Source organism: Micromonospora sp. KC721 (genome assembly GCF_004348355.1).
GTDB lineage: Bacteria > Actinomycetota > Actinomycetes > Mycobacteriales > Micromonosporaceae > Micromonospora.
In genome coordinates this window covers 15,257-38,109 of sequence record NZ_SMJY01000037.1, presented here as the reverse complement: position 1 = coordinate 38,109, position 22,853 = coordinate 15,257, and the positions used below count along the sequence as shown (strand labels likewise).

The window sequence follows — 22,853 nt, the reverse complement described above, 5'->3', positions numbered from 1 at the left end:
GGTCGGGCGGGCCGGTCCGGCCAGCCGGCCCTGGTGGTCACCTACTGCTCGACCGGTAGCGCACACGACCAGTACTACTTCAAGCGGCCGACCCTGATGGTCGGCGGATCCGTGCAGCCACCTCGCCTCGACCTCGCCAACGAAGACCTGGTCCGCTCCCATCTGCAGGCGATCTGGTTGGCCGAGACGGGGGAGGAACTGCCCAGTTCGCTGGCGGCGGTGATGGAGACCGGTGGGGAACGCCCGTCGCTGGAGATGTTGCCGAAGTTGAAGAGGTCTATCGACGACCCGGAGGCCCGTCACCGGGCGCTGGTGCGGGCGGAGTCAACGCTCGCCGGCGACGTGGCCGGCGAGTTGCGGGACGCGCCCTGGTGGCGGGACCGGTGGGTGAACGAGGTGATTGAGCGGGCACCGCGCAGCTTCGAGGACGCCCTCGAGCGCTGGCGCAAGCTCTACCGGGCGGCGCTGAACGAGTACGAGGTGCAGGGCCGCCGGGCGGTCGACACGAACGTCTCGCACAAGGCCCGGGAGGAGGCGCGCCGTCGCGCGGACGACGCTCGGGTGCAGCTCAACCTGCTGCGCAACGAGGACTCGGACGAACCGCAGACTGACTTCTATACCTACCGCTACCTCGCGTCGGAGGGTTTCCTGCCCGGCTACTCGTTTCCTCGGCTGCCGCTGGCCGCCTACATTCCAGGGCTGAACGGGCAGCGGCAGGGCGACTACATCCACCGGCCGCGGTTCATCGGCATCAGTGAGTTCGGCCCCGGGGCGTTGATCTACCACGAGGGTGCCCGCTACATGGTGCGCAGCGTCCAGTTGCAGCAGGCGGCGACGCCCGGGCAGGAGGGCGTGCTGACAACGTCGGCGCGGCGCTGCCGCGCCTGCGGGCATCTGCACGACGACACCGTGGGAGTCGACCTCTGCGAGAGCTGCGGCCAGGAACTCGGCACGGCCGACAACAACCTGCTGCGCCTCTACACGGTCCGTACGCAGCGCCGGGAGCGGATCTCCTCAGACGAGGAGGAGCGGCGCCGGTCGGGCTTCCAGATCGAAACGTCGTACCGCTTCCACCACCACGGCGGGCGGCCCGGCAAACTCACCGCGACGGTGGCACCTGCGGACGCACCGGCCGTCGCCACCCTCGTCTACGGGGACGCGGCCACGGTCCGCCGGGCGAATCTGGGCCTGAGCCGCCGCAAGGACGAGAGCATCCGCGGCTTCTGGCTGGACACCACCAGCGGGGAGTGGCTGTCGGAGTCGAAGGCCGCCGAGAAGACCTCGGACGAGGAGGATCTCGGCAGCGCCGAGGAGACCAAGCGCAAGCAGCGGGTGATCCCGTACGTCGAGGACCGGCGCAACATCCTGGTGCTGCGACTGACCCGCAAGACCAGGCGCGAGGAGGCCATGTCCCTGCTATATGCGCTGGAACGCGGCATCGAGGCGACGTTCCAGTTGGAGGACTCGGAGCTGACCGGGGAACTGCTGCCGGACGCCGACGAGCAGGGCCGGATGTTGTTCATCGAGAGCGCCGAGGGCGGTGCCGGGGTGCTGCGCCGGCTCATCGAGGAGCCGGATGCTCTCAGCCGGGTGGCCGCGAAGGCCCTGGACATCGCGCACTTCGATCCGGAAACCGGCGAGGAGGCCGACCAGCCGGTCGCCGAGGACGAGGACCGCTGCGTGCAGGGCTGCTACGACTGCCTGCTGTCGTACTCGAATCAGCCCTACCACAAGCTGATCGACCGGCATCTCATCGTCGATCTGCTGCTCGATCTGGGGCAGGCGGCAACCACCAAGACCGGCGGTGCCGGGCCGGCCACGACGACCCTGGCCGCCACCGGGCCGGCGGCGGAGTTCGTGGCCTGGCTGGAGCGGGCCGGCTACCGCACGCCCGACGCGACAGGCCAGCGGGTTGCCGGCGCGGTCGCCGACCTGGTCTACGAGGAGGCGCGGGTGGCGGTCTTCGTCGACACGCCTGGGGAGCCGTACGGCGAGGGACGCGACGCGGATGCCGAGGAGAGTCTGCTGGATGCCGGTTGGAGCCCGGTACGAGTGACGGCCGGCGACTGGATGACGCTCGTGGCCCGGTATCCGAGCGTGTTCGGGCAGCACACGACAGGGAGCGACTGATGACGGTGACGGTGGAACGCTTCGAGCCCGGCACGCTGGTGAGGGCGCGCGGCCGGGAGTGGGTGGTGCTGCCCGAGTCGGAGCCGGGCCTGCTGGTGTTGCGCCCGCTCGGCGGCTCCGACGACGAACGGGCCGCCGTCCTCACCGATCACGAAACGGTCAGCGAAGCGACCTTCGCCTACCCTGACCCGACCGATGCCGGCAACGCCAGCCGGGCGGCCCTGCTGCGCACGGCGCTGCGGATCGGTTTCCGGTCCACTGGAGGCCCGTTCCGGTCGCTCGGCGGGCTGGCCGTCGAGCCCCGCCCCTACCAGTTGGTGCCGCTGCTGATGGCGTTGCGGCAGGACACCGTGCGGCTGCTGATCGCCGACGATGTGGGGATCGGCAAGACCGTCGAGTCCGGCCTGATCGCCGCCGAGCTGCTGGCCCAGGGCGACGCGGACGGGCTGGCGGTGCTGTGCAGCCCGGCGCTGGCCGAGCAGTGGCAGCGGGAGCTGGCCGAGAAGTTCGGCATCGCCGCCGAGTTGGTGCTGCCCGGCACCGTACGCAGGCTGGAGCGGGACCTGGTCGGCGCGCAGTCGATCTTCGACCGGTACCGGCACGTGGTGGTCTCCACCGACTACATCAAGCGGCCCGAGTTGCGCGACCAGTTCCTGCGCGGCGCCCCCGACCTGGTGATCGTCGACGAGGCGCACTCCTGCGTGTTGGACGACAGCAACTCCGGTGGCCGGTCGCGGATGCTGCGGCACGAGCTGGTCCGCCGGCTCGCCGCCCGCGCCGACCGGCACCTGATCCTGGTGACCGCCACCCCGCACAGCGGCAAGGACGCCGGCTTCCGCAACCTGGTCGGCCTGCTCGATCCGAAGTTGGAGACCATCGACCTGGACCGGGTCGAGGGCCGGGAGCTGCTGGCCCGGCATTTCGTGCAGCGCCGGCGGGTCGACATCCGCCGGTTCCTGGAGGACACCCCGTTCCCGGAGGACCGCGAGTCGACCGAGCGCCCCTACCGGCTGACCGGCGACTACAAGAGCCTCTTCGACGACGTGGTCGCCTACGCCCGGCAGACCGTCCGCGACCCGATCGGCGGGCAGGTGCGCCAGCGGGTGCGCTACTGGTCGGCGTTGGCGTTGCTGCGGGCGATGGCCTCCTCGCCGCAGGCCGCCGCCGCGACGCTGCGTACCCGGGCGGCGAACGCCGACGCGACCGACGCCGACGAGGCCGACGCGCTGGGCCGGGCCGCGGTGCTGGACCTGCCGGACGACGAGACCCAGGAGTCGGTCGACCTGGTGCCCGGCGCGGAGACCGACGCCGACTCGGGCAGCCCGGAACGCCGCAAGCTGCTCGCCTTCGCCCGCCGCGCCGAGGCGTTGGCCGCCAAGGGGGACGCCAAGCTCGACCTGCTGGTCAAGGAGGTCAAGGCGCTGCTCGGTGACGGGTTCAACCCGGTGGTGTTCTGCCGCTACATCGACACCGCTGAGTACGTCGCGGAGCGGTTGACCGCTGCGCTGGGCAGGAACTTCGCGGTCGGCTGCGTGACCGGCGCGCTGCCACCGGAGGAGCGCACCGACCGGATCAGGGAGCTGACCGCCGACCCGAAGCGCCGCCCGGTGCTGGTGGCCACCGACTGCCTGTCCGAGGGCGTCAACCTCCAGGACGCCTTCCAGGCGGTGGTGCACTACGACCTGGCCTGGAACCCGACCCGGCACGAGCAGCGGGAGGGCCGGGTCGACCGGTTTGGTCAGCGGGCCCCGAAGGTCCGCGCCGTGATGATCTACGGCACGGACAACCGGATCGACGAGATCGTGCTCAAGGTGCTGCTGCGCAAGCACGAGCAGATCCGCAAGGCGCTCGGCGTCTCGGTGCCGGTGCCGGACCGCAGCGACGACGTGCTCCAGGCCATCGCGCAGGAGCTGCTGATCGCCCCGGACGCCCCGGAACAGCTCACCATCGAGGGGCTGGGCACCGAGTCCCGCGAGGACCTGCACCGGGAGTGGGACAGCGCGGCGGAGAAGGAGAAGGAGTCCCGCACCAAGTACGCCCAGCGGGGCATCCAGCCCGCCGAGGTGGCCGCCGAGCTGGCCGAAATCCGGGCCAGCCTCGGCTCGCCGGACGAGGTCGCCGGCTTCGCTCGGGACGGGTTCGCCGCGCTCGGCGCGGACGTGGTCGGCAAACCTCACGGCTTCGACGCCAGCACCGGCGGGCTGCCACTGCCGCTGCGCGACGCCTTCCCGGCCGGGTTCCCCGCCACCGTCGCGTTCCGCCGGGAGCTGCCGACCCCGGCCCGCGCCGCCCACCTGGACCGCACCAACCCGTACGTCGCCGCGCTGGCCCGCTACCTGCTGGAGAGCGCGCTGGACCCGACGGTTCCCGCCGACCATCGGCCCGCCCGCCGGGCCGGGGTGATGCGCACCTCGGCGGTGACCAAGCGGACAACCCTGCTGCTGGTGCGGTTCCGGCTGCACCTGACCCTGCCGACCCGGGCGGCGGACGCCGAGCCGCGCCGGCTGGTCGCCGAGGAGGCCCGGTTGCTGGCCTTCCGGGGTGCCCCGGCCGCCGCCGAGTGGCTGCCCGACGAGGAGGTGGCGACACTGCTGGAGGCCACACCGACCGGCAACGTGCTGCCCGAGGCGGCCACCCCGCTGCTGGAGCGGGTGATCGGCAGGCTGGACGAGGTCGTACCGCACCTGGACGGCACCGCCGACCGGCTGGCGGAGGCGCTGCGTACCTCGCACATCCGGGTGCGGGAGGCGGCCGGGCAGCGGGTCCGCCGCCAGATCACCGTCACCGCCCAGAAACCCGCCGACGTGCTCGGCGTCTACGTCTACCTCCCGGAGGCCACCGCATGACCGCCGTGACCTATCCCGCCGTCCGGGTCGAGGGCGGGCTGCTCCCCGCCGGCCTGGTGCAGCGGATCGGCGACGGCGCCGCCGAACTGCCCGGTTCCGACGCCGCCAGCTACGGCCTCCAGTCCGGCGAGTCGGTCCGCCGCTACGCCAACCGCTCCTACGCCTACCTCCAGGACGTGTGGCGCGACTTCGCCCGGCACCGCGCCCGCTCCGGCGACAGCGCCCGGCTGACCCGGGAACGCTGGCTACTGATCCTGCTCCGCGAGCTGGGCTACGACGGCGTCGAGGCGCTGCCCGGCGGCATCACCGTGGACGAGAAGGCTTTCCCGGTCAGTCACCGCTGGGATGCCGTACCGGTGCACCTGCTCGGCTGGGGCACGGACCTGGACCGGCGGACGGCGGGGATGCGCGGCGCGGCGGCCGCCGCCCCGCACTCGCTGATGCAGCAGCTACTCAACCGCGCCGACCAGCACCTGTGGGGGATCGTCGCCAACGGGCAGCGGCTGCGGCTGCTGCGCGACTTGACCAGCCTGGTCGGCACCGCGTACCTCGAATTCGACCTGGAGGCGATCTTCGAGGGTGACCTTTTCCCCGACTTCGTGCTGCTCTACCGGGTGGCGCACGCCTCCCGGCTCACCGCCCGCGACGCGGCGGCCGGCCCGTCGTCCTGCCTGCTGGAAGCCTGGCGTACGGAGGGAGCCAAGCAGGGCGAACGGGCCCTGGCGCAGCTGCGGGACGGGGTGGAGGCGGCGCTGGAGATCCTCGGCACCGGCTTCCTCGACCACCCGGACAACGCCGGGCTGCGGGAGCGGATCGACGCCACCCTGTCGCTGGAGGACTACAAGCGTTCGCTGCTGCGCCTGGTCTACCGGCTGCTGTTCTGGTTCGTCGCCGAGGACCGGGACGCCCTGCTCGACCCGGCGGCGGCTCCCGAGTCGCGGCGACGCTACGACACCTACTTCTCGGCGCGCCGGCTGCGGGAGCTGGCGCTGCGCCGCCGGCACTCCGGCCACGGCGACCTGTGGGAGTCGGTGCGGCTGGTCTTCGACATCCTCGGCAAGGAGTCGGGGCATCCGGGCGTGGGGCTGCCCGGCATCGGCGGCCTCTACGAGCCCGGCCCGCTGGACGAGCCGGTCGCCGAGGCCAGCCTGAGCAACACCGCCCTGCTGCGCGCCGTCGAGGCTCTGGCCGTGCTGCCGGCGCGTAAGGGCGCCGGCCGGCAGCGGGTCGACTTCCAGCACCTGGGCGCGGAGGAGCTGGGCAGCGTCTACGAGTCGCTGCTGGAGCTGCGCCCCCGCTGGGACGCGGCGGCCCGCCGCTTCCACGCCGAACGGCTCGCCGGCAACGAACGCAAGACCACCGGCTCGTACTACACCCCATCCTCCCTGGTGGAGCGCCTGCTCGACTCGGCACTGGACCCGCTGCTGGACGAGGCCACCGCGCTGCCCACCCCCGAGGAGCGGGTCAAGGCGCTGCTCGACCTGACCGTCTGCGACCCGGCCTGTGGGTCGGGGCACTTCCTGATCGCGGCGGCCCGCCGAATCGCCAAGCGGGTGGCCGCCGAGGAGACCGACGACCTGGAGCCGGCCCCGGGCGCGGTCCGCTCGGCGATGCGCCGGGTGGTGGCGCGCTGCATCTACGGCGTGGACAAGAACGAGATGGCCGCCGAGCTGGCCAAGGTGTCCCTGTGGCTGGAGGCCATGGAGCCGGGCCGCCCGCTCGGCTACCTCGACGCCAACATCCGGGTCGGCAACTCCCTGCTCGGCGTCACCCCCAAATTGCTCAAGGACGGCATCCCCGATGCCGCCTTCACCGCCCTCACCGGCGACGACAAGAAGGTCGCCAACGCCCTCAAGAAGCAGAACGGGAAGGAATCCGCCGGGCAGGGCGACCTGTTCGGTGCGGCCGGCATCCAGGTCGGCAACGCCTCGCTCGCCGCCGAGGTCCGCCAGATCGTGTACGCGGAACCACGCTCGCTGGCCGACGTGCACGTGCAGGCCAAGCGGGCACGTGCGGTCGAGCAGGACCGCCGGCACGCCAAACTGGTCGCCGACGCCTGGTGCGCCGCCTTCGTCCAGCCGAAGACCGAGGCGACCCGGGACACCGCGATCACCCAGGGCATGCTCGAACGCCTCGACAAGGGCGAACACTCGCTGAAGATGCACCGGGTCGAAACTCTGGTGGAGGAGCTGACCCGGCAGTACCGCTTCTTCCACTGGCACATCGAGTTCCCGCACATCTTCCGCGTGCCCGACTACGGCCCCGTGGACGAGGCGACCGGCTGGCAGGGCGGCTTCTCCTGCGTCCTCGGCAACCCGCCTTGGGAGCGGGTCAAGCTACAGGAACAGGAGTTCTTCGCCGCCCGCGACCCGGAGATCGCCAACGCCAAAAACGCCGCCGCCCGCAAGAAGGCCATCGCCACCCTCGCCGAAAGCGAGGAGCCAGCCAAACAGATGCTATACGCCAAGTGGACCACCGCCCTACATGAGGCGGACGCTGAGGGCTTGCTGTTACGCTCGTCTGGGCGTTACCCCCTTACTGGACGTGGTGACGTAAACACTTATGCTGTTTTTGCCGAAACAGCAATGAAATGCCTGTCACCCAAGGGGGCGACTGGACTCGTCCTCCCCACCGGCATTGCCACTGATTACGGCAACCGCCACTTCTTCGCTGAACTGGTGACGCAATCTCGGCTGATACACGTATATGACTTTCGCAACAACCAAGGAGTTTTCCGTGGCGTCGGGCATGGAGATGTGCATTTTTGCCTGCTGGCGTTCACGGGGGGTGCGGTTACCGCCCAGTCGGCGAAATTCGCGTTCGGTCTCGGGGTGCCGAAGGACCTTTCGAAGCCGGGGATAGTGTACCAGCTCCGCCAGTCTGACATCCTTCTCGTTAATCCGAACACCCAGACTTGTCCATCCTTCACAATGCCTCGTGCGGCTGAAATTGTCGCCCAAGTTCATCGAGCTATTCCGGTGCTCTGGCGGGAAGTAGGCGCTGCCAGTAACCCCTGGTCTTTATCGTTAACGACGATGTTCCACATGTCGAGCGACTCTGGAATGTTTTACGAATCGGAGAGATTGTCCGGCGACGGATGGGTGCTCGACGGCAACGTTTTCAAGCGCGGCGAGGACCGGATGCTTCCCCTTTATGAAGGGAAGATGTTCTACCAGTTCGATCACCGCTACGGCGATTATCGGGACAGGGATTCCGCCCGCGTTGACTACGTTCTCCCGAGGACCACAGACGAGCAGCGTGGGCGTATGGAATTTTCTGTCTTGCCCCGCTATTGGGTTGATGAAAAGCTCGTGGATGAGCGGTTTGGCGCAAAGTGGCAGCGTAAGTGGCTGCTCTGTTGGCGAGACATTGCACGTAACACGGATGAGCGGACAGTTGTCGCGTCGGTGCTTCCGGAATCGGCAGTTGGCCATACCGGCCCGATAATTCTCTCCAAGGAGATTCGGCGGGTCGCCGGCTTGATTGCAAATCTCTCCTCGTTTTGCTTGGACTTTATTGCTCGGCAGAAAGTATCTGGGACGCATTTAACGTATAACTACCTTAAGCAGTTTCCAGTGCTGTCGCCTGAACTCTACGACAGTGCCGTGCCGTGGGATCAGAACAGGGGAACGCTAAACAGGTGGGTGGGTGAGCGAGTCTTGGAGCTGACCTACACGACGTTTGATCTAGCGCCCTTTGCGCGCGATCTTGGCTACGACGGTCCGCCGTTCCGCTGGGATCCAGCCCGCCGTGAGCTGCTCCGCGCCGAACTGGACGCCGCCTACTTCCACCTCTACGGCATCGACCGCGACGACGTCGACTACATCATGGACACCTTCAAGGTCGTCCGACAGAAGGACGAGGCTGCCCACGGTGAATATCGCACCAAGCGCCTTATCCTCGACCGCTACGACGCCATGGCAACTGCCATCCGGGCGGGTCGGCCGTGAGATTCAGATTGAGCTGCCGTCCGGGCAATATCCGAATGCCCAAGGGATGGCGGGACGGAGAGATTATTTGGATTCTATCTGCCGTTGACGATGTATCGGCAACTGTCGCTATCGGTGTTCGCTACAGCATTGCGGAGGCGCTGCCAAACGTAGGGACGAAGGACCGCCCTGGAGTCTTCTAGCGAAAGGAACTGGTACCCCAGCAGTTCGCCGTCCGCCAACCGCAGCGCACTTGCCTGCGCATCGGTGATCGTGCCTCCGTCGAAAATGAACATCAGGCTGTCGTCCCACGGGCCGTGCGGAGCTACCCAGTCCACGACCAGCAGTCGTCCGACCGTCAATCCGATGCCCAGTTCCTCGCGGACCTCCCGTTCGGCGGCGAGATGCGGCGGTTCGTTCGCCTCTGCCATGCCCCCGGGTAGGTCCCAATCCGGCTTGTACCGGGGGTTGACGAGCAGCACGTGGCCTTGCTCGTTCCTGATCAGGACGTCGGCGCCGACCCGTTTGCGGGCCTGCTTCGCGTTGCCCTCCGCCAGGTACGCCTGCCACGCATCGGGATCCCGCCCGTAGAGTGGGCGGTCATCCGTCATCGAGTTCTCCGGCACTGACTACTCCTACCCGTAGCGCACCCACTGTTCCGATCCATGATCGCTCGCGGATCGTGCCGTGGAGACGGTCGAGGAGCGGCGGAACCTCGGTGCATGCCTTTGCGTGAGGCGTGAAGAGTACCGAAGCGTGTTGCAGGTGCTCGACAATGACGCCCGATCCGAGACTCGCGGTCTCGTCCAGGACGAGGTGGGTTGCGGCGCACGCCTCGTCGGTCTGCCCTCTTCCGAGCAGCACCGTGACCAGCATGAGCTGGGCCAGCGCTCGACTTCTGACCCGGTCGCAGGGGCTGGCAGCCAGCACGGTTCGGAGTCGGCGCTGGGACTCGGACAGGTCACCGACGCGAATGAGGCAGCGCGCGGCCTCGATGGCGAACGAAGTTCCATCGAAGGGGCTCAACCACTCCGATGCTGCCGTGATCGGCCTGTGCAATGACGCCTCCGCATCAGCGAGCGTCCGGGTGGCTTCGACCGGCTGGCCAGCGATGGCGAAACCGCGTGCCTGCATTGCCAGGAGTCGGGCCTGGAGCCCACCGTGCGATGGAGCCTGCCGTAGACGTTTCAGACCGTCTCGGGCGTGGGACAGCGCCGCACTTGCATTGCCGCAATGATTGGCGAGATGACTCAGGCCGGCGTGCACCTGCGCTACGAGCTGCTGATCGTTGCCCCTTTGGGCCAGGGTGAGGGCCTTGCCGAGGTGTTGGCGAGCCGGCCCTGCCGCACCGGAGTCGTGTGCCATCCATCCGGCCATTTCGTTGAGCGAGGCGGCAGCAGCCAATGCTGGTCCTTGTTGCGGCCCGGCCCCACCACCTACTGGTCCGTCGGCCTGGCCGGCAAGGTAGGCCGCGACAGTTGCATACAGGTGGCCACCGCCGACTCGACGGTCGGCCGGTCGTAGTGACTGTACGAAGTGCAGGTGCTCGTTTCTCGTTGCCTGCCGTTGGCGGGCTCTGGCCGAAGCCTCGTTGATGTTGCTCCCGTATGCGTTTCTGGCTGACCTGAGGCTCGGCTTGCCCGCCTCGGCGAAGCCGATGGCCCTTCCATCCGCAGAACCGGGGGGCAACGTGAACCACAGCAGGTGAGCGGGGATCTGTAGGAGCTGGGCCCAGTGGCTGAGACGGTCGAGGTGGACGATCGCGGGGCCGTTCTCGATTCGGCTGAGCTGAGCCTGCGAGATGCCGAGCCAGCGGGCCACGATCTCCTGCGGCAGCGGGTAACGACCGTGGTACGGGTGGCATCGGTAGGCCCGGATGACCAGCCCCAGGTGGCGTTCGGCCAGCGCTTGCCGAATTGGCCCGTGGTCCCAGAAGGAAGCCGCCAGGGCAGGCGGTGCGGTGACTCGGTCCCGTTCGGCGGCCTGGCAGGGCCCGCAGCGCCCGCTGGTGTTGTCGCGGGCGAGCCTTCCGCCGCAGCGGGGGCAGCTTGCGTCACTTCCCGGCGTCTTCGCCATGGTCGGGCGTCTCCGTCCGTCGTGGCCTGTGCTGAGCCTATCCATTCAACTCGCTGCGTGAGTGCCCGGCATACGCCCCGTGCATATCGAACAACTTTGCTTGCTTGAAGTGCATGTCGGTCATTTGTTGGCGGTCATGCCGCTGACTGTGGCGAACCGCGAACCTGTCGGCATGGCCCGGGGCGGGTGCTGGGCTCCGGTGGGGCGTTGCCCGAGCGTGTCCGCCGTCCCCGCCCGCCCCGGTGCCGGTCCACCTCTCGATCTCGACGGAAGGGCTTTCCATGGCGGCGGTGCGGGACGACTTCCCGGTGCTCACCCCGGTCAGCGACGAGGATGTGGCGTTGGCCGTACGCGCGGTGCTGGCGCATGCGCCCGAGCAGTGGCCGGCGGGTCCACTGTGCCGTAGCGAGCGGGTGCCGCATCCGTGCCGGCTGGCCCGCTGGGGCCGGGGCACGCTGCGCTCGGCCGGACTCACCGAGGCGCGCGTGGACGAGCTGGTCGCCGCCGGTGACCCGGACGCCTGGCGGTGGGCGTGACCGGGCTCGGGGCGTACCCGGTCGGGGCGCTCGGGCCGGCGGGGGTGCGGGACGCGGTGGCCCGGTGGTTGCGGCTGGTGGCGGCGGACGCCGAGCTGGCGCCGTACCTGGTCGGGGTTGACCGGGCCCGGCTCGCCGGGCACCTGGCGCTGACCCTCACCGTGGCGCTCGGCGGGCCGGCCGGCGACATCGCCCGGCCGGCGGCCGGGGCGTGGCGCGGCCTGGGCCTGACCGAGGCGCAGCACCGCCGGGTGGTCGACTACCTGGCCGGGGTGCTCGCGGCGCTGGGCGTGCCGGCCGGCGCGGTGGCGGCGGCCCGGCGGGCCTTCGCCGACGAGGCCGGCTCGTGACCGCCGCGCTGGCCGCGTCGTGGACGCTCACCATGCGGTACGCCCGCCAGGCCGCCGACCACTTCTGGTGCACCGTCGAGGACCACCACCGAGGGCTGCTGCCGGAGCGGACGGCCGACGTGTTCCTCGCCGCGCTGGGGCGGCTGGCCAGCGGCGGCGACGACCCGGCGGGGCGGGCGGCGGCGTTGGCGGTGCTCGGCCGGGCGTACCGCCGTCACCGGCTGCTGCCGCACCAGGGCACCATCGAGGCCGCGCTGACCGCGACCGTGGCCCACCACGTGGACTGGACGCCGGAGCTGGCGGCGGCGTGGGCGCGGGCCGCGCGGCAGGCGTCAGCGGCGGTGGCCGGCGCGGCCGAGCGGGCCGGCGACGGCCCGGCCTGGTGGCCGGCCGAGGTGATCGGCCACGACCGGGCGGGCGCGAGCATCGCCATCCTGACCGTACGCCCCTGGCGACGCCTGCCGTTCCAGCCCGGCCAGGCGGTGCCGGTCTGCACCGAACGCTGGCCCGGCCGGTGGCGCTGGTACTCGCCGGCCAACGCCCCCCGCCCCGACTGCACCCTGGAGTTCCACGTCCGCGCCGTCGCCGCCGTCTCCCGCGCTCTGGTCGAGAAGGTACGCCCCGGCGACCCGCTCTGGCTCGGCCCGCCCACCGACACCGGGCTGAGCCTCGACCCGGAATCCCGGGCGGACCTGCTGCTGGTCGCCGGTGGCACCGGGCTCGCGCCGCTGCGCGCCCTGGTCGAACAGGTGGCCGCGGGGCCGGCCGGGCGGCGGGTGACCCTGGTCGTCGGCTCGCGGACATTCACCGACCTCTACGACGCGATCAGCCTGGACCAGCTCCAGTGCGCCCACGACGACTGGCTGACCGTCGTGCCCGCGTTCTCCCACGACGACTCGGCGGAACCGGGGGAGCGGGGTGACGCGCTGACCGTGGCGCTGGACCACTACCGGCCCGGCCAGGAGGTTCACCTGTGCGGGCCGCCGCTGATGGTCGCCGGATCCCGGCTGCGGCTGCTCGCCGCTGGCGTCCCAGCCGAACGAATCCACCTGCCGGACGGGCACGCCGCTGATCGGAGCTTGACTACAGCTGGCGAAATTCAGCAACCAACCAACCGGCGCGATTGAGGCGCATCCTTGGCTTATTCTGAGTGTTCGATCCATGACTGTGGGAGATGGCCATGGCGACTCGATGGGAAGCGGACCCGACTGCGACCTTCACACGGCGACTCGGCCGCTCGGCTGCGGAGTTGGGAGAGAGCGGCGGCACCACCACCTGCCCTGATATCTGGGAACTCTCAAACGGCGATGTCGCGGTCATCGGCCGAGACCTGACGAACGTGTACGCCAACCAGCTACCGGATGGCGTCAGTGTCGGCACGGGCGAGCGGTTGGTCGTCATCCCGCGCAGCATGATCCTCGCAGCGAAGCCGGACATCCCGGATGCGTGACCTGCTTCGAGGAGCCTCCGCCCAGCAGCTGAGCCTGCCCGCGTACGAAGCGGACTTCTATGCCACGGTGGAGTCGGTCGATGGGCCGATCCTCAAGACCGAGCGCATCCAGACCTTCCGGGAGCCGGGTAGCCCGAGCTGGGAGGCGTTCGCTGCTGGAAGGTGGGACGAGGCGCTCCGGATCGCCGCCCAACCCAACCCCGAGCTGGCGCAGTTCTTCGCCCGCCTCCATGAGATGGGCTCCGGGCTGCACCGCTTGCGGATCGTCGAGTTGCCGCTGACGCCGTACCTGATCTGGGAGCTGAACTTCCTTTCCTTCCGGGCCGAGGCGGGTGAGCGCATCCGCGTGCTCACCGCCGATGCGGTGTCGGAGCTGGAACAGGAGCACGGCCTGGTTCCGGAGCTGATGGTGGCCGGTAGCCAAGCCGTCTACGACGTCCACTACGACGAGGCTGGCACTCCGATCGGCGCGGAGAAATTCGTCGAACCCCGGGTGATCGAGGGCTGCCGGTCGCAGGTCCAGGCGCTGCTCGCCAAGGCTGAGCCGTTCGAGTCGTTCTTCAATCGGGAGGTCGACGGGCTGAAACCGCCCGCCGCCCACCTGTAGTAGCCTGCCTCCACCTGCGAGCGTGGAGGCGGCGTGCCCCGACTGCGTATGGTCACCAGCCGTGCCCGCCGGTCGGCGATGCCGACCGCACTGCTGCTCGCTGTGCTGACCATGCTCGCTGCCGTCCTCTTCTCGCCCATCGGCCTGCTCTGGATCGGTGAGCGACCCGGCTACGACTGGCCGCTGCTCGGCAACGTCGGCGAGGCGTACGGAGCCGCCTCCGCCATCCTCGCCGGGCTCGCGCTCATCGGGGTGGCCGCCTCCCTGGTCATTCAGGCCAGGGAAGCCAAGGCCGCCCGCGAGCAGGCACTACGGGGCCTGCACACCGATCTGCTGAAGATGGCCATCGACGACCCTGGGCTACTGGAGTGCTGGGGCCCGATCGAGCAGTCGACGGATCTGGACTGGTTCCGCAAGCACGTCTACGCCAACCTGATCGTGTCCCACTGGCAGCTCATGTGGGAGGTGGACGTCCTCAGCGAACCGCACCTGGAAGTACTCGCCGATCAGTTCTTCAAGGGCGCCATCGGGCGGCGCTTCTGGACGGAAGCGAGAGGCCCACGGATGAAGGCCGAGACGTCTCGGCGGGCCCGTCGTTTCACCATCGTTGTGGACCGGAGCTACCAGGCGGCGATCGATGCAGGCCCAGCAACCGACGAGACGAGCAGCCCACCGCCGCACCTCCCCGAGGTCGGTGCCGATGTCCAGCGCGTCCAGCGTGGAGGCGCTGGAAGTGGCGCTGCGTGCCTCGCGATAGGCGTTGTCCTCGGTGCTTGCGGGGCCCTCGCTGGCCGTTACCTGGCGCAGCGCGGCCGTGGACATCGCCCGTGATCGCCGCCCGGACGGCGGACCCGATCTGACACCGGGCCTGGCCCTCGACCCGGGATCCCGGGCGGACCTGAGCAGTGGAAAACCTGGATGGAGGATCTGTGACGGTGGTGCCTGCGGGTGGGTTGGAGCCCGACGGTGAGGAGCTGAGGCGGTTCGCTCGGCGACCCCTCCGGGGGCGGCGACTGCAACTCATGGTCGATGGGGCGGAGCCGGTCGATGTGCCGCCGGTGGTGGGCGAGGCTCTCGCCGAAGTCGTGTCGATCCTCGGCCGGGGACGGCCGGTCCGGGTCATGGCGGAGAACGTCGAACTGTCAACCGGAGAGGCTGCCGCGATTCTCGGCGTGACCAGGCCGACCGTGGTCAAGCTGATGAACGACGGGGTGTTGCCCTACACCCGTCCAAACTCCAGCCGCCGGGTCGCGCTGCATGACGTGCTCGTGTACAAGGAGCAGCGATCGCGGGCGCGGCGCGAGGCGCTGGACGAGTTGACCGCAGACGCGATCGACATGGGCGTCTATGACGAAGCGATCCGGCGTGGCCGGCAGCCGTCAGACGACCAGCTCGGCGCGTGACGGACTCTGATGATCGTAGCGGTGCTTGACGCCTGCGTTCTCGTGCCCAGTGTGCTCGCCGACACCCTGCTGCGCTGCGCCGAGCAGGATTTGTATCGCCCTGTCTGGTCGCGCGCCATCCTCGACGAGGTGCGGCGGAACGGGCGGTAAGGCCACCTCTTCGCCATCGGTCGATCCGGCAGCTTTCTCGGATCGGGTGGGGTTGTCTTGCCTCGATCACCATCTATAGGCTTCCAGCAACACTATGAGTGATCTTCGCGTCACTCGGTGCCAGCTCTGGGTTCTGTCGACCTGGGGAGGCCGGACATGGCGGTGCTGTACCCAGCGGTGCAGGTTTCCGGCGGGCTGCTGCCCGGCGGCGTGCTCCAGCGCATCGGCGAGGGTGACCCGGATATCCCCGGCATCGACCCGGTCTCCTATGACCTGGCCGCCAGTGAGTCGGTGCGTCGCCTGGCCAACGCCAAATATCTGTACCTGCGCGAGGCCTACGCGGATTTCACCAGGCGGCGGGCGCGGGGCGCCGGCTCCATCGCGCGGCTGACCCGCGACGAATGGCTCGGCCCGCTGCTGCGTGAGCTGCACTACCGCGACTACGAGCCCGTGCCCGGCGGCATTCCCGTCGACGACCGGTCGTTTCCGGTCAGCCACCGCTGGCAGCGGGCGGTGCCGCTGCACCTGTTGCCCTGGCACGCCGAACTCGACAAGCGAATGGGTCGTGCCGCCGGGCCGGCGGGTGCCGCGCCGCACGCCATGGTCCAGCAACTACTCAATCAGAGCGACCGGCACCTCTGGGCGGTGCTCTCCAACGGCCAGCGGCTGCGGCTGCTGCGTGACTCGACCAGTCTGGTCGGCTCGTCGTACGTCGAGTTCGACCTTCAGTCGATCTTCGAGGGCGAGCTGTTCGCGGACTTCGTCCTGCTCTTTCGGATGGCCCACTCCACCCGGCTCAAGGCCCAGGACGAGGCGGTCGGTCCGCCGTCCTGCCTGCTCGAACAGTGGCGGGCGTACGGGGCCAAGCAGGGGGAGCGGGCACTCACCCGGCTGCGCGGCGGCGTCGAGGCCGCGCTGGAGATCCTCGGTACGGGCTTCCTCGACCACCCGGCCAACCGGGCTCTCCGCGACCGGATCGGCACGGAGCTGTCGTTGGCCGACTTCAAGCGCTCCCTGCTGCGGCTTATCTATCGACTTCTGTTTTGGCTGGTCGTCGAGGATCGAGACCTGCTGCTCGACCCGGCCGCCGACAAGACCGCACACCGCCGCTACCACGAGTACCTGTCGTCGCGGCGGCTGCGCAAGCTCGCCGTCGTCCGCCGCCACTCCCGCCACGGCGACCTGTGGCAGAGCGTCAAACTGGTCTTCCGCATCCTCGGCTCGGAGACCGGCTCCCCGACCGTCGGCCTGCCCGGCATCGGCGGCATCTTCGAGCACACCGTCCTCGACGAGCCGCTCTGCGGGAGCTTCGAGCACAGTGCGCCCGGCGAGCCGATCGGTGGCGCGGAGCTGACCAACGCCGCGCTGCTCCAGGCGGTCGAGGCGTTGAGCGTCCTCGCCAAGCGTCACGGCGGGCGACAGATGGTGGATTTCCGGCATCTCGGCGCGGAGGAGCTGGGTAGCGTCTACGAGGCCCTCCTCGAACTGCACCCCTTCTGGGACGAGACCCGGCGACGCTTCCACTTCCAACGGCTGGGCGGCAACGACCGCAAGAAGAGCGGCAGCTACTACACACCCGCCTCGCTCATCGACAGTCTCCTCGACTCGGTCCTGGAGCCACTGCTCGACGAGGCGTGCGCCAAGCCGACCCCGGCCGAGCGGGAAGCCGCCCTGCTCGCCATCACCGTCTGCGACCCGGCGGTCGGCTCCGGGCACTTCCTCGTCGCGGCGGCCCGCCGCATCGCCAAACGGCTGGCCGCGGAACGCACCGACGAGTTGGAGCCGCGCGCCGAGGAGGTCCGCACGGCGCTCCGAGCGGTGGTCAGCCGGTGTTGCTACGGAACTGACGTCAACGAGATGGCCGCCGAGCTGGCCAAACTGTCGCTCTGGTTGGAGGCGTACGAGCCGGGCAAACCCCTCGGCTACCTCGACGCCAACATCCGGGTCGGCAACTCGCTGCTCGGCGCCACTCCTGCGATGCTGGCCGGTGGGCTCCCCGACACCGCCTTCACCGCCCTCGACGGCGACGACCGGCGGGTCGTCAACGCGCTGCGCAAACAGAACACCGCCGAGCGACGCGGCCAGCGACCGCTCGGTGATGCGACCAGCGTCAACCTTGACCTCGCCGAGGCGGCACGGGCCATCGCCCACCTGGCGCCCTGCGAATCCCTCGCTGACGTACACGTCCAAGCCAAACGGGCCGAGTCGTTGGACGAGGAGCGCAGGCACAAGCGGCTGCTCGCCGACGCCTGGTGCGCGGCCTTTGTCGGCCCCAAAACCGAGCAGACCCGTGCGTACGCACTCACCCAGGGAATGCTAGAACGGCTGGCCGACGGCGAGCAGGGCGACCCGGTCAAGGCGGCCCGCGAAATCGTCCGGACCATGGTCCGGCAATACCGCTTCTTCCACTGGCACATCGAGTTTCCGCACATCTTCCGCGTCCCGGGCGACGGGGTGGGCGTCGACCCGGCGACCGGCTGGACCGGCGGCTTCTCCTGCGTCCTGACCAACCCACCCTGGGAGCGGGTCAAGCTCCAGGAACAGGAGTTCTTCGCCGCCCGACACCCCGACATCGCGACGGCCCCCAACGCCGCCGCCCGCAAACAGGCGATCGCCGCGCTCAAAACCAGTGATTACGCGGCGGAGCGCGAGCTGTTCCAGCAGTGGCAACTGGCCCAACGTGAGGTCGGCGGCGTCAGCCACCTGCTGCGAGCCGGCGGCAGATACCCGCTGACCGGCCGGGGAGACATCAACACGTACGCGGTGTTCGCCGAAACCAGCCGGCTGCTGATCGCGCCGGACGGCCTGGTCGGCGCGATCCTGCCCACCGGAATCGCCACCGACGCCACCACGCAGGCGTTCTTCAAGGACCTGGTGACCAGCAGGAGCCTTCGCTCCCTCTACGACTTCGAGAACGAGAAAAAGATCTTCGCGAGCGTGGACCACCGGGTCCGCTTCGCGTTGCTCAGCATGTCCGGACGATCGCGGTCGTCGCAGAACGCCTCGCTCGTCTTTCGGGCCCGCGACGTCTCCGACATCGTTGCTCGTTCGTACCAGCTCACGCCCGAGGAGATCACCCGGCTCAATCCGAACACCGGAACCTGCCCGGTGTTCCTGTCCCGTCGAGATGCCGAGATCACCCTCGGCATCTACCGGCGCGTCTCGGTGCTGTGGCACGAAGAGGCGGACCACGGGAACCCGTGGGGCCTGTCGTTCATGGCGATGCTGCACATGGCCAACGACTCGGCCCTGTTTCGAACACGCGATGAGCTGGTCCAGGCTGGCTGGACCCTCGATGGCAACGTGTTCGTGCGGGGCGAGGAGCGGATGCTGCCGCTCTACGAGGCGAAAATGGTCCACCACTTCGACCACCGGCTCGGCACGTACGAGGGCGCGACCCAGGCGCAGCTCAACGTGGGCACTCTGCCGAGATTCGACGAGGACGCCCACGGGCATCCCGGTCGACTGGTCATGCCGCGCTACTGGGTGGCCGAGCAGGAGGTGCGGGCGCGGTTGGGACAGCGCTGGTCACGGGGCTGGCTGCTCGGCTGGCGCGACATCTCCCGCAGCACCGACGAGCGGACGCTGATCTCCACCGTGTTCGCTCGAACGGCGGCAGGCGATACTCTGCTGCTGGCCTTGCCCGGCACGAAGTCACCCGAACTTCATGCGAATCTGAGTTCCTTCGTCCTCGATTTCGTTGTCCGGCAGAAGGTGTCGGGCACGCACCTGAAGTACCACGTACTCAAGCAGTTGCCGGTGTTGCCGCCGGAGAGTTACCGGCGGCCGGTGCCGTGGGACCGGGACGCGCCGGACCTGGCCGCCTGGATCACCGCCCGGGTGCTGGAGCTGACCTACACCGCCGAAGACCTCACGCCGTACGCCCGCGACCTGGGCGACGACGGGCCACCGTTCGTCTGGGATCCGCGGCGGCGCGAGCTGATCCGCGCGGAGCTGGACGCCGCCTACTTCCAGCTCTACGGTCTCACCCGCGACGAGGCCGACCACGTCCTCGACACCTTCACCGTCTTCCGGCAGCGCGAGGAACGCGCGTACGGCGAGTACCGGATGAAGCGCCTGATCCTTGAACGCTACGACGCCATGACCGAGGCTGTGCTCATGGGGCGATCATGTCTTCCGGTGCTCGACCCGCCACCCGGCGACGGGCCACGTCACGGGGCGCGATCGGACGAATTACGGTGACAGGCGACGGAGCAGGCCGGCGGATACCGCGACGGGACATGACCAGCCGGCCATTCCCTGATCTGACCGGGCAACACCCCTCGGCCATACTGAACAGCCTGCGCGAATGGGCGGAGGGCCAGGCTGAGGACACGATCGCGTGGTACCTGAGCGACAAGGCGGTGCGCCGCAGGATCTCCCGTCTGCTTCGCGGGTGCGCGATCCTGCTGGGCGTCGCCGGGGGAGTGGTGCCGCTGCTCAGCGCGGCCACCGCCGGTATCGGTGCGAGTTGGGGCTACGTTCTGCTCGCCCTGGGCGGTGGGTGCCTGGCCTTCGACCACTTCTTCGGGTTGTCGTCGGCCTGGATGCGCGACATCGCCACCGCGCAGGCCCTGCAACGGGCGCTCACCGAGTTCCGGCTGGACTGGGCGACCACCGGCCTGCGCACCGAGGCCAACGGCGGGTACGGCCCGGTCGGGCCGGAGGCAACGCGGCGGCGTGAGGACCTGATCCGGGTGCTGGTGACGCGGACCGCCGAGCTGGTGGAGGCGGAGACCGGCGAGTGGTTGAGTGAGTTTCGCACCAACATCGGTGACTTGAACCGGCGAAGCGAGTGGACAGCCTCATCAGCTCAGCCCTCCGCCGAACCCGCCCCCAGACAGTCGGGCTCCAGCTGAACCGCCCTCGAACCGGCAGGCGCGGCGAAGGTGTAGTGCTCGCGTAGCTCATCGAAGGCATCAAGCGTGGCGTTCGGCGCGTACTGCGGTGACTCGGCGCCCGCGCTCTCGGCCGCGTTGACGGCCGACGGGTCCCAGTGGGACAGGGAAACCAGATCGCGCCAGAGATCGGGGTCGTGGTGGGTGCCGTAGCGCGCCCACGCGGCCAGCATCCCCGCCCGCTTGGCCATCGTCACATCCTTGCTCAGGTTGTCACCCACGTAGAGGCAGCGGGCGGGTGGAACACCGAGCTGGTCGGAGATCTGGCGGGCGATCTCCGGGTTGGGTTTGCGTGCGGTGGGCGGGAGAACCCGCACCCTGATCGTGTCTCTTGCTCGCTCTCGACCGGTGCCCAGGGGGTGCGGCGGCCCGACGAAACGAGGTGCGTAGATCGCTTCCAACATCGCGTCCAGCCCGAGCGACCGGACCCGACTGTTGATGTTCACGTCCTTGGCCTCGGTGTGACCCACGACGCGACAGCCAGCGGCACGGACAGCTTCCAACGTGTCCGCAACACCCGGATAGAGGCGCAGATGGCTGCGCCGGATCTCGTTGAACGCGGTGAAGGCGGGCAGCAGATGCTCGTGTCGGATCCGTTGGCTCACCCCGGGCAGGCGACGCTCGACGGCTGCGGTCTCCAGCAGCGCGAACGGATGCTCGGTGTTGCCGTGGCTGCGGTGCACGACCTGGAGATCGCCCCGCAACTCCTGCTCGGACACGTCGAGGAGCTTGGCGGCCACGGTCACCATCGCGCGGACCGCAGGGACGAAATAGGCCACCCAGTCGTACAGCGTGTTGTCCATGTCGAGGATGAGCGCATGCACGACCGGACGCTGGGTGGTCATCAGGAAATGACCTGCCACGGAGCGATCTCCAGCCGGTCGCCCACCGCCCCGCTCACCAGCGGTGCCCGCCAGGTCATGAATCTCTCGAACGAACCTTGCTGCTGGCTTCGGTACATCTCCAACTCCACGACAGGACCCGCCACCCGGATCAGGTTGAAGAAGTTACGCCGCCCGTCTGACGAAATCGAGCCGCTGCTGCCGCCACCGACGATGTTGATGCTGCCCAACTTCCAGCGTTCGTTGTTGTACTCGGGAAGATGGTAGGCCTCCGTCCGCCATACGAAGGCGCGATGCTTGTGCCCGTGCACCGCGAGGTGCACACCGTCGTGTGCGGCCATCCGCTGGATTCTGGGCGCGTCGATGGCGATGCCGAAGCCGCTGGCGTACTCGTCGGGCGATTCGAGGTCCTCAGTGAGCGCGAGATGGTGATGCAGCGCGAGCATGCGCAGCGCCGAGCCCGGGCTGGACCAGGCGAGGGCGCTTGTCGCCTCGCGATAGGCGGCCTCCTGAACGCGACCCATGCCGGCCAGGAACGAGCGCCCCTGCTCCAGCGAACTGGAGTTGACCGCCGCCACGTCGACGAGGTTGCCGCCGGGAAAGACGAAGCGGCGAGCCATCGACAGGTGGGGTGAGGCTGGGTAGCCGTACAGCGCCTGGAAGAACGACCGATAGTTGGCGGTCGCCTCGGCCGGCGCGACCTCCACCGGTGCCGCGTACTCGTAGCTGTCGCTCCGCGTCCACGCGATGTCGTGATTGCCCGGTACGACCACGAGATGCTCCATGCCGAGCCCGAGCAGGCCGTTGGTCAGCTTGAACAGACCCGCCCTCGCTGCCTCGAACTCATCCTGAGCGGCAACGTAGGTGAGATCGCCGGTGACGAGAACCGCGCCGACGGAGCGCTGATAATGATCCAGGGCGTTGGAGATGGCATCGACCATCGTGGGTCGGGTCGCCCCGTCCTCGGCCTCCAACCGCCACTGATGCTCGCGCCGAAACTGTCCGGTCGCATAGTGCGGATCGGTGAGGTGCAACAGCCATGGCCCTGGGCAGGCGACCGGCTCCGCCGAGAGAGCGCCGTCCTGGCGCTGCGAGGCGGTCAGGAACCGTTCGCTGGAGTCAGCCGGTTGAGCGGGCCGGACCTCCCAGATGGTGGTGTCCATGGTCCGCAGTTCGTCGGCGTCGAGGATCCGCTTGCCCACCAACCGCTCCAGCTGGCTGCTCGGATGGTGCGGCAGCGGCGGCGCCGAGGCGAGGGAGAATCTCCCGAAGAATTCGATCGGCTCCTCGGCGAGGGCCACCAATCGCAGCCACCCTCTGCTGTGCCGGCTGGACCGGTAGTAGGCGGGAACTCCGTCCCGCTCGGCCTCGGGAGGGCTCAGCGAGACGAAACTCCCCAGATCGTCGGCGCGCGGCACGACGACTCGCTCGACCACGGCCGGATGCACCGTGCCTGTGCCTGAATGGAACAGCCCGATCCGCACCCGCTGCCCGGCGGCCGTCTCGCGTGCGAGCGTCTCCCATACCTCGGTCCGGCCGGGCTCGTTGGGGCGCTTCCACCATCCCCACCAGCACCAACCTCGCTCGCGCAGCACCGCCCGGTGCTCCGGCAGGGTATCGGCGACCAGATCCCGAT

17 protein-coding genes are annotated in these 22,853 nt (G+C 69.2%); 13 read left to right on the top strand and 4 right to left on the bottom strand.

Going from position 1 to position 22,853, the window contains the following annotated elements; translation table 11 throughout:
- The 3 genes from E1182_RS09710 to E1182_RS09700 form a co-directional block, all read left to right on the top strand.
- Positions 1-2,130, top strand: a 2,130-nt coding sequence (locus E1182_RS09710; RefSeq protein WP_132263160.1) for a DUF1998 domain-containing protein, incomplete at its 5' end; no start/stop codon positions are given.
- On the top strand, positions 2,130-4,976 hold the full coding sequence (locus E1182_RS09705; protein ID WP_132263157.1) for a helicase-related protein: 2,847 nt from the start codon (positions 2,130-2,132) through the stop codon (positions 4,974-4,976). The genes E1182_RS09710 and E1182_RS09705, both read left to right, overlap by 1 nt.
- Entirely contained in the window at positions 4,973-8,926 is a 3,954-nt protein-coding gene (locus E1182_RS09700) for an Eco57I restriction-modification methylase domain-containing protein (protein ID WP_132263154.1), read from the top strand. Before E1182_RS09705 ends, E1182_RS09700 begins: the two co-directional genes overlap by 4 nt.
- A 74-nt stretch (positions 8,927-9,000) precedes the next feature.
- Here the strand turns inward: E1182_RS09700 and E1182_RS09695 are convergent, their stop codons facing one another.
- Both E1182_RS09695 and E1182_RS09690 read right to left on the bottom strand, forming a co-directional pair.
- Complete coding sequence (locus tag E1182_RS09695; RefSeq protein ID WP_243706125.1) at positions 9,001-9,531, bottom strand: NUDIX hydrolase; 531 nt, start codon at positions 9,529-9,531, stop codon at positions 9,001-9,003.
- Complete coding sequence (locus E1182_RS09690) at positions 9,506-10,981, bottom strand: helix-turn-helix domain-containing protein (RefSeq protein ID WP_132263152.1); 1,476 nt, start codon at positions 10,979-10,981, stop codon at positions 9,506-9,508. The genes E1182_RS09695 and E1182_RS09690 overlap by 26 nt, the downstream gene beginning before the upstream one ends.
- Before the next feature lie 281 nt (positions 10,982-11,262).
- On the opposite strand from E1182_RS09690, the gene E1182_RS09685 reads away from it, so the two are divergent.
- From E1182_RS09685 to E1182_RS09640, 10 genes are all read left to right on the top strand, one after another.
- Entirely contained in the window at positions 11,263-11,517 is a 255-nt protein-coding gene (locus E1182_RS09685) for a hypothetical protein (protein ID WP_132263149.1), read from the top strand.
- Positions 11,508-11,867, top strand: coding sequence for a hypothetical protein (locus tag E1182_RS09680; RefSeq protein ID WP_243706124.1), 360 nt, complete (start codon positions 11,508-11,510; stop codon positions 11,865-11,867). Before E1182_RS09685 ends, E1182_RS09680 begins: the two co-directional genes overlap by 10 nt.
- Positions 11,864-12,994, top strand: a complete 1,131-nt coding sequence (locus tag E1182_RS09675) for an oxidoreductase (protein ID WP_243706123.1) — start codon at positions 11,864-11,866, stop codon at positions 12,992-12,994. Before E1182_RS09680 ends, E1182_RS09675 begins: the two co-directional genes overlap by 4 nt.
- A gap of 53 nt (positions 12,995-13,047) precedes the next feature.
- On the top strand, positions 13,048-13,317 hold the full coding sequence (locus E1182_RS09670; RefSeq protein ID WP_132263145.1) for a hypothetical protein: 270 nt from the start codon (positions 13,048-13,050) through the stop codon (positions 13,315-13,317).
- Positions 13,310-13,924, top strand: coding sequence for a DUF6879 family protein (locus tag E1182_RS09665; protein WP_132263142.1), 615 nt, complete (start codon positions 13,310-13,312; stop codon positions 13,922-13,924). The genes E1182_RS09670 and E1182_RS09665 overlap by 8 nt, the downstream gene beginning before the upstream one ends.
- A 33-nt stretch (positions 13,925-13,957) precedes the next feature.
- Entirely contained in the window at positions 13,958-14,755 is a 798-nt protein-coding gene (locus E1182_RS09660) for a DUF6082 family protein (RefSeq protein ID WP_132263140.1), read from the top strand.
- A 191-nt stretch (positions 14,756-14,946) separates the two neighbouring features.
- On the top strand, positions 14,947-15,327 hold the full coding sequence (locus E1182_RS09655) for a helix-turn-helix domain-containing protein (RefSeq protein ID WP_132263137.1): 381 nt from the start codon (positions 14,947-14,949) through the stop codon (positions 15,325-15,327).
- A gap of 21 nt (positions 15,328-15,348) precedes the next feature.
- A complete protein-coding gene (locus tag E1182_RS09650) occupies positions 15,349-15,477 on the top strand; it encodes a PIN domain-containing protein (RefSeq protein WP_243706122.1) in 129 nt (42 codons plus the stop codon).
- Between the two features lie 156 nt (positions 15,478-15,633).
- Positions 15,634-19,680, top strand: coding sequence for an Eco57I restriction-modification methylase domain-containing protein (locus tag E1182_RS09645; protein WP_132263133.1), 4,047 nt, complete (start codon positions 15,634-15,636; stop codon positions 19,678-19,680).
- 38 nt (positions 19,681-19,718) lie between these two features.
- Positions 19,719-20,336 carry an SLATT domain-containing protein gene (locus E1182_RS09640; protein WP_132263129.1) on the top strand — a complete coding sequence of 206 codons (618 nt, stop codon included), beginning with the start codon at positions 19,719-19,721 and terminating at the stop codon, positions 20,334-20,336.
- On the opposite strand, the gene E1182_RS09635 is transcribed toward E1182_RS09640, so the two are convergent.
- Entirely contained in the window at positions 20,291-21,220 is a 930-nt protein-coding gene (locus tag E1182_RS09635) for an HAD family hydrolase (protein WP_132263127.1), read from the bottom strand. The two genes, E1182_RS09640 and E1182_RS09635, sit on opposite strands and share 46 nt — an antisense overlap.
- Entirely contained in the window at positions 21,220-22,812 is a 1,593-nt protein-coding gene (locus E1182_RS09630; RefSeq protein ID WP_243706121.1) for a metallophosphoesterase, read from the bottom strand. The genes E1182_RS09635 and E1182_RS09630 overlap by 1 nt, the downstream gene beginning before the upstream one ends.
- Between the last annotated feature and the right edge of the window lie 41 nt (positions 22,813-22,853).

What these genes read in the sequence shown, in the direction of transcription:
- E1182_RS09685 (WP_132263149.1), top strand. Translation starts at nt 11,263, where the DNA reads ATGGCGGCGGTGCGGGACGACTTCCCGGTGCTCACCCCGGTCAGCGAC.
- E1182_RS09700 (WP_132263154.1), top strand. Translation starts at nt 4,973, where the DNA reads ATGACCGCCGTGACCTATCCCGCCGTCCGGGTCGAGGGCGGGCTGCTC.
- E1182_RS09655 (WP_132263137.1), top strand. Translation starts at nt 14,947, where the DNA reads ATGGTCGATGGGGCGGAGCCGGTCGATGTGCCGCCGGTGGTGGGCGAG.
- E1182_RS09640 (WP_132263129.1), top strand. Translation starts at nt 19,719, where the DNA reads ATGACCAGCCGGCCATTCCCTGATCTGACCGGGCAACACCCCTCGGCC.
- E1182_RS09670 (WP_132263145.1), top strand. Translation starts at nt 13,048, where the DNA reads ATGGCGACTCGATGGGAAGCGGACCCGACTGCGACCTTCACACGGCGA.
- E1182_RS09635 (WP_132263127.1), bottom strand. Translation starts at nt 21,220, where the DNA reads ATGACCACCCAGCGTCCGGTCGTGCATGCGCTCATCCTCGACATGGAC.
- E1182_RS09690 (WP_132263152.1), bottom strand. Translation starts at nt 10,981, where the DNA reads ATGGCGAAGACGCCGGGAAGTGACGCAAGCTGCCCCCGCTGCGGCGGA.
- E1182_RS09705 (WP_132263157.1), top strand. Translation starts at nt 2,130, where the DNA reads ATGACGGTGACGGTGGAACGCTTCGAGCCCGGCACGCTGGTGAGGGCG.
- E1182_RS09665 (WP_132263142.1), top strand. Translation starts at nt 13,310, where the DNA reads ATGCGTGACCTGCTTCGAGGAGCCTCCGCCCAGCAGCTGAGCCTGCCC.
- E1182_RS09645 (WP_132263133.1), top strand. Translation starts at nt 15,634, where the DNA reads ATGGCGGTGCTGTACCCAGCGGTGCAGGTTTCCGGCGGGCTGCTGCCC.